Source organism: Flammeovirga sp. AWQ4_249, from assembly GCF_056161045.1.
The window spans coordinates 24,568-31,472 of sequence record NZ_JBSWYJ010000057.1 but is presented as its reverse complement, the minus strand read 5'-3'; the positions used below and the strand labels follow the sequence as shown (position 1 = coordinate 31,472).

The 6,905-nt window shown below is 32.7% G+C and carries 5 protein-coding genes and 1 tRNA gene; 3 read left to right on the top strand and 3 right to left on the bottom strand.

From position 1 onward, the window contains the following. Positions 1–16: 16 nt before the first annotated feature. Both ACXAHM_RS23985 and ACXAHM_RS23980 read right to left on the bottom strand, forming a co-directional pair. A tRNA-Met gene (locus tag ACXAHM_RS23985) sits at positions 17–90 on the bottom strand. Between the two features lie 204 nt (positions 91–294). Next, the gene (locus tag ACXAHM_RS23980; protein ID WP_474966032.1) at positions 295–717 is read right to left on the bottom strand and encodes a DoxX family protein; all 423 of its coding nucleotides are present in this window, start codon (positions 715–717) and stop codon (positions 295–297) included. 204 nt (positions 718–921) lie between these two features. Between ACXAHM_RS23980 and ACXAHM_RS23975 the strand changes: the two genes are divergently transcribed. Further along, the gene (locus tag ACXAHM_RS23975) at positions 922–3,261 is read left to right on the top strand and encodes a TonB-dependent receptor (protein WP_474966029.1); all 2,340 of its coding nucleotides are present in this window, start codon (positions 922–924) and stop codon (positions 3,259–3,261) included. A gap of 113 nt (positions 3,262–3,374) precedes the next feature. Then, entirely contained in the window at positions 3,375–4,559 is a 1,185-nt protein-coding gene (locus ACXAHM_RS23970; RefSeq protein WP_474966026.1) for a thioredoxin family protein, read from the top strand. Positions 4,560–4,638: 79 nt separating this feature from the next. Here ACXAHM_RS23970 and ACXAHM_RS23965 read toward each other — a convergent pair whose 3' ends face one another. Beyond that, positions 4,639–5,673 carry a guanosine monophosphate reductase gene (locus ACXAHM_RS23965; protein WP_474966023.1) on the bottom strand — a complete coding sequence of 345 codons (1,035 nt, stop codon included), beginning with the start codon at positions 5,671–5,673 and terminating at the stop codon, positions 4,639–4,641. Positions 5,674–5,895: 222 nt separating this feature from the next. Here ACXAHM_RS23965 and ACXAHM_RS23960 point away from each other — a divergent pair, with 222 nt between their 5' ends. Continuing rightward, positions 5,896–6,840 carry a CobW family GTP-binding protein gene (locus ACXAHM_RS23960; protein ID WP_474966021.1) on the top strand — a complete coding sequence of 315 codons (945 nt, stop codon included), beginning with the start codon at positions 5,896–5,898 and terminating at the stop codon, positions 6,838–6,840. The last annotated feature ends 65 nt before the right edge of the window (positions 6,841–6,905 follow it).

Sequence of the window (6,905 nt, the reverse complement as noted above, 5' to 3'; positions counted from 1 at the left end):
CTTACGGGTTTGTTTGTAGCGAGAACGAGAGTTGAACTCGTGACCTCCGGGTTATGAATCCGACGCTCTAACCAACTGAGCTACCTCGCCATTTCGGAGTGCAAATATGGTATGTATGCTGTTAAAGTGCAAATCCTATATAAGTAATTTTAGTAAAAAAATGTAAAGGAGAATTTAACTCGTTTAAATTGAATGAAATAAAATATTGATATTACATAAAATTATTTCTAAAAAAAACATTTCAGTATTTTAGTGAAATGGCTTTTTAAACAATTAAATATTCTTAATTTGAGTTTATTTAGAAATTTTTTGATCTATAGACCACTTACCACCTCCATTAATCATTAAGAAGAGGCTTCCTAAAAGCATAGACCAGTCCGTGCGACTACCATGCATCATTACCCAAAAACCATCGTTTTCTAAAACAGCCATCTTAGTAGTAAAAATGGCAACTAGCATGATTACAAAAGTGATCAAACTATTTAATCTTGTGATTAGACCTAAAATGATCATTAAACCACACACTATTTCGAAAAAGCCAACGAAACTTCCTAAAAACTCTGGATTAGGTAAACCAATTTTTTCAAATCTTCCAGCTCCTCGAATGGCAGGGAATAAAAATTTTTGAATACCTTCAGAAAAAAAGACTGTGCCGACCATTAATCTAATAATAATAAAAGTTGGGTTTGAAGCTGTTTGTAAAATTTTTTTAAACATAATTTTGAATAGTATTTTGATTGATTTACAAAAATATTGAAGAACCTTCAATTAATAATGGTCTATTTGAAAATGAATTGGTATTACTAGAGTCAATATTCTTTTCAATGAAAACAATCTAGTAATAGGCATTTTAATAGTATTTTCTTACCTTGAAACATCATTTAGTTATTATACTTCTACTTTTTTTATATTTTTGCAAGCATGTTGCAGAAAGTCATATTAACCTATATAATTCTATCTATCGCCTTCACTGTCTCTGCTCAAGAGCAATTTTTTAGAGGGAAAGTATTAGACAACGAAACGAAAATACCATTGGAAGGTGTGAGTATAAGTATCGTAGATCAAGAAAAAGTTATTGTTCTGACAGATAGATTAGGTGGATTTTCATTTACAAATAATCAATCATCATTAAATTTGAAGTTTCATTTCCTTGGATTTCAAGAACAGGTAATTCAAGTAAATTCAAATGAAGCAATTATTGTCAAGTTAAAGCCTGCGTGGGAAGAATTGGAAGTGGTAGATGTTCATGAACATGGACATGAAGAGCTTTCTTTATCAGGGTTAAATACATCTAGTATTAATGCATATTCCCTAGAATCGCAAAGGGCAACGACAATCTCTGAGACACTTTCCAAGACTGCGGGAGTTTCTTATATCAGCACAGGTGTAGGGATCTCTAAGCCAACTGTAAGAGGAATGGCAGGAGCAAGGGTTGTTGTAAGTGTCGATGGTATCAAGTTGGAAGATCAACAGTGGGGTATGGATCATGGTTTGTCGGTTGGACAATCTACAGTTGATGAAGTTGAAATTGCGAAAGGAGCTGCAACTTTAAAGTATGGATCTGATGGGTTAGGAGGTGTAATCAAAATGAAATCACCAGAACCACTTGGAGAAAATAGTATTGAAGGTAGTGCAAGCTTAAATTATAAAAGTAATAACCAATATTTTGGTGGTGATTTTAAAATAAACGCTCAAAAGAATAAAATCTTCTATCAATTATCTGGTGGCTACGAAGATTTTGGAAACTATACAGTTCCGGCCGATGAATTTAGTTATCTTGGAAGAATATATAAAATCAACGATGGAGTTTTAGCCAACACAGGCGGAGACATTGGGTCATTGAAAGGTACAATTGGCTATGAAGGTAAGAAATGGATAAGTAGTTTATCTTATAGTCTATTTAATGAAACTGTAGGGTTATTTCCTGGAGCAACAGGGGTGCCAACTCAAGATTGGATTGATAGTTTTGGAGACGAAAGAAATCCAGAAGTACCAAGACAAGAGATCTTTCACCAAATGGTAACATGGAATTCTCACATTGATACTTGGGGAGGTGTAATATGGGCTGATTTTGGCTATCAACACAATAATAGAAAAGAATTATCGGATCCTACTAGACATGGTAGACCTGTAGATGAAAATGGAAATGTTGCCAATGCATTAGATTTACAAACCTTTACCTCTAATATTCATTTTGATGTTGAAAAAGAAAAACATAAATGGGAAGTTGGTGTCAGTTATGAATATCAACAAAATACAAGAGGAGGTTTTGATTTTTTAATACCTAATTATGTGCAAAATTCAGCTGGTGCTTATGGAATGGTAGGGTTGTCAATTTCTGATAATTTAAATTTTATAGGAGGCTTGAGATTTGATTATATCTCTTTTAATTCTGAAGGTTATACCGATCCATTCTTCAAAGATCCTCCAGGTTCAGAAATACCATGGGTAAGAACAGAAGATATTGATAATAATTACTATAATGTAACGGGTTCGTTGGGTTTGCAATGGACAATGTTCAATTTGATTTATGCTAACACGAATATTGCAAGAACTTTTAGAGCACCTACTGCAAACGAACTAGCTTCTAATGGTGTGCATCATGGTACTTTTAGACATGAAGAAGGAAATGCAGATTTAAATCCAGAACAAGGCTATCAATGGGACATTAATCTATCGATTGATAAAGATAAATTTGGAGTGAGTTTTAATCCTTATTTTAATTATTATTCAAATTACATTTACCTATCTGCAAGTGGTGATCCATCTCCATTACCAGATGCAGGTCAAATCTATAAATATACAGAAGGTGAAGGTTACTTTATAGGATATGAGTTAATGTTAAATTGGGAAATTACAAAATCACTTATGTTCTCTAATGCTACAGAATACGTATATGCCCAAAATATAGATTTGAATAGGTCTTTTCCTTTTATTCCTCCTTTATCTTCATTATTTGAGTTTACATATACAGCACCAATTAGACATAACTTCTTTTCAAAACCTTTTGCTTCAATTAATACTGAATTAGTACAAGCCCAAAAAAGAGTAGATAGAAATGAGCTTCCAACAGATGGATATTATGTATTGGGACTAAAAATTGGTACCGGGTTTACAATGAAAAATCTTTACGGTAATCTCATCTTTAAAATAGATAACCTAACGGATAATGTTTATATGAGACATCTATCTAGATATAGAATATTAAACCTACCTGAACCTGGAAGAAATTACTCTGTGAGTTTATCTGCGTGGTTTTAAAAAAAATGTACTATCTTAGGCAGGTCAAATTTTAAAAATGGTATATTAAGACAATACTCGATTTTTTAAATATCTATTGTATTCCTTTCAAACTTCTATCTAAAATAAAACAGATGAAAAAATTAACATTAACGGCGTTGTTGTCGTTTTTAACATTCTCTTTATTCGCTCAAGGAATTACTTTTTTTGAGGGATCTTGGGATGAAGCTAAAGCTGAAGCAAAAAAAACAAATAAGCATATTTTTGTAGATGCTTATACGACATGGTGCGGTCCATGTAAATTCTTAAAAAAGAAAGTATTTCCAGAGAAAGTAGTAGGGGATGTATTCAATGAAAGTTACCTTTCTATCGCAATTGATATGGAAAAAGGAGAAGGTATTGAATTAGCAAAGTTGTGGGAGGTAAAAGCTTACCCAACTCTTTTATTCTTGTCTCCAGAAGGTGAATTGGTACATAGAGCTGTAGGTGCTTTACAAGCTCCTCAATTTGCTCAATTAGGTAAAGATGCTTTAGATCCGACAAAACAATTGGTGACTTTAAAGAATAAAGCAAATGCATCTAATGCTTCAAAAGATGATATTTTTAACTATGTAAAAGCAACATATAATGCTTATCAGGCAGATAAAGAGGCTTTAGCACAATGGTTGAAATTACTAACAGATGAAGATCTACAATCAACGGAAGTGAGTGAAACAATTGTTTTAGCAGCGTATTTATCTGATTTAAATAGTCCAGTATTAGATTATTTACCAAAAGTAAATGCTGATAAAGGTAACGTGGAGAGTGCTTATACTAGAATGGCTGGTAATTTAATTAGTCCTATTTTAAGAGCTTCTGAATTGGATGAAACAAAGTGGAATGAAGCAATTGCTATAATTAAGGAAAAACTTCCTGAAAGTGTAAGTGAAAAAACTGTAGCACAATACTCGGTAAGTTATGCTTTGAAAAAGAACGATATTGCTCAAGCGTCATTAAATATTGATAAAACGATAGCAATGTCAGCTGATGTTTCACCAGAAAGATTAAGCAGCATGTTAAATTCTTATGCTTGGACTTTCTTCAAAATGGAAGTAGAGACAAAGTATATGAAAAAGGCATTAACTTGGATTAATCGTTCGGTACAACTAAAAGAGAGCTTTGCTAATGTTGATTCAAAGGCTAATATTTTATTTGCTTTGGAGAAATACGATGCTGCAAAAGATGCTGCTGAAAAAAGTATTGCCTTAGCAAAAGAAGCTGGTCAAGACGCTTCAGATACTGAAGCTTTATTAGAGAAAATTAATTCAGCTATGAACTAAGCTTCTCATTAATAAATAAAAACGCCTTGCAAAAATTAATCTGCAAGGCGTTTTTTTATATTCCTATCTAAATGAAATGTTAGTTGCGTACACCATGAGCTTTTGACTCATAAAGTCCAGAAGTTGTCATTTCAACAAATTCTACTTCACCTTTCATTTGCTCAAGAGACGTTGCACCTTGGTAAGTCATACCCGAAGCAAGACCTCCTAAATATTTCTTAATGATAGGTTCAACTGGCCCTTTGTAAGGAACAAGAGTTTTTTCACCTTCAACAGAAATAACTTCTCTTGATTTTTTATTGTCTTTTTTCAACTTACTGATTGCAGCATCAAATGATGCCATACCACGATAAGTTTTAAATTTTCCTTCAGTAGTAGTGATTAATTCACCTGGTGCTTCATCTGTACCAGAAACAATTGAACCAACCATTACGTTATCAGCGCCTACACCAATTGCTTTTACAACATCACCAGGTTGTTTGATACCACCATCTGCACAAATTGGAATACGATTTCCAACAGCTTGATAGACATCATCAATAGCAGTTAATTGAGGAACTCCTGAACCAGTCATGATACGCGTAGTACACATTGAACCTGGTCCAATTCCAACTTTTAAAGCATCAGCACCCCACTCAAGGAAGTCAACTGCTGCATCTCTAGTTGCAATATTACCTACCATTACATCAATATTTGGGTAATTCTTCTTGATGAATAATAGTGTGTCTTTTGTCATTTCTGAATGACCATGTGCAATATCAAGCACGATAATATCAACTTTAGCTTTTGCTAATGCTGCTAATCTTTCTTCGTAATCTTTGATACCTAAAGCTGCTGCACATAAAAGGCCTTCCGCTTTAACTTTTTTAACTTCGTCAGCTTGCTCTTCGATTGTTAAGAAACGATGAAGAACACCTAAACCACCAAGTCTACCTACCGCGATACACATGTTGCTTTCACATACTGTGTCCATATTTGCAATTAAAATTGGAATATCGATGTGGTGATTCTTAGTAACTTTAGTTCTAAAACTAACATCTCTACGAGATTTGATGGTGTTGTACTTTGGTACGATCAATACATCATCAAAACTATACGCCTTTCTGATTTTCATGGTGAAAGATTAAACTGTAATTTTTAATTCACAAAACATACAAATATAAGGAAAATGATTTAAGTTACCTTTTTAGTTGCATTGGATTTTGTGAAGAAAATTTAATGATTTTAAATTGGTTTCTATTGTTTGTGAAAATATAAATTGATAATCAGTAGTTTACTAATGTAGTATAAGTGATTTCTTTTATATTAATCAACAAATCACGTTTTTTGTGAAACTATGATTAAAGTAACATTAATAACAGGCTTTTTAGGTGCAGGGAAAACCACTTTTCTCAACAACCTGATAAATAAATATAACGATACTAAGTTTGCTATCATTGAAAATGAGTTTGGTGAAGTAGGTATTGATGGAGGGTTAATCGTCGATAATCAAGAAGATATTTTTGAACTAGCTAATGGTTGTATTTGCTGTAGTTTAAATGGCGAATTAAGAGAAGTTCTACATAAGTTATTAAACTCAGGAAAAGAAATAGATCACTTATTGATAGAAACAACAGGAATTGCTGAACCAAGTGCTATTGCAGCAGCCTTTGTAGGAGATCCTGCAATTTCTAGATTCTTTGAACTAAATGCTTGTATTTGTATTGCTGATACAATGTTTTTGGAGGATTCACTTCAAGATAATGATGTTGCTGCAAAACAAATTGCTTTTAGTGACCTCATAGTTCTTTCTAAATGTGATCTTTCTGATGAAGAACAAATCAAAAAAGTATCTTTCCATCTAAAGTTGATGAATCCATTAGCTTTGATTGAGAAGAATTACAATGGTGAAGTTATTCAAAAAGATATTTTACAACTAAATTCTTTTGATCCTGAAAAAGTAATTGAGAGAAGTAGTTTTGTTCCATCACAACATCAACATGCACACGGAGAAGTAACTTCTCATTCATTTACTTTTGAAGGTGAAGTTGATCCAATGAAATTAGAAATGTGGTTGTCGGTTTTGTTTCAATTACAATTTGAAGTGATCTATAGATTTAAAGGAATCTTTAATATAAAAGGAGAGGAACATAAGGTGATTATTCAAGGTGTTCGTAACGAATCAAAGATTAATATTGGTACTTCTTGGGGAAATGAACCACGTACGAATAAGATGGTAATCATTGGAAAAGGAATAAAAAGAGAGCCTTTAGAGAAGAAAATTAAGTCTTTATTAAGGTAATTCTGTAAATTCTTGTTAAGCGATTAATGACATAGAGAAAATAATTGGGTTTGAAATAATAAATT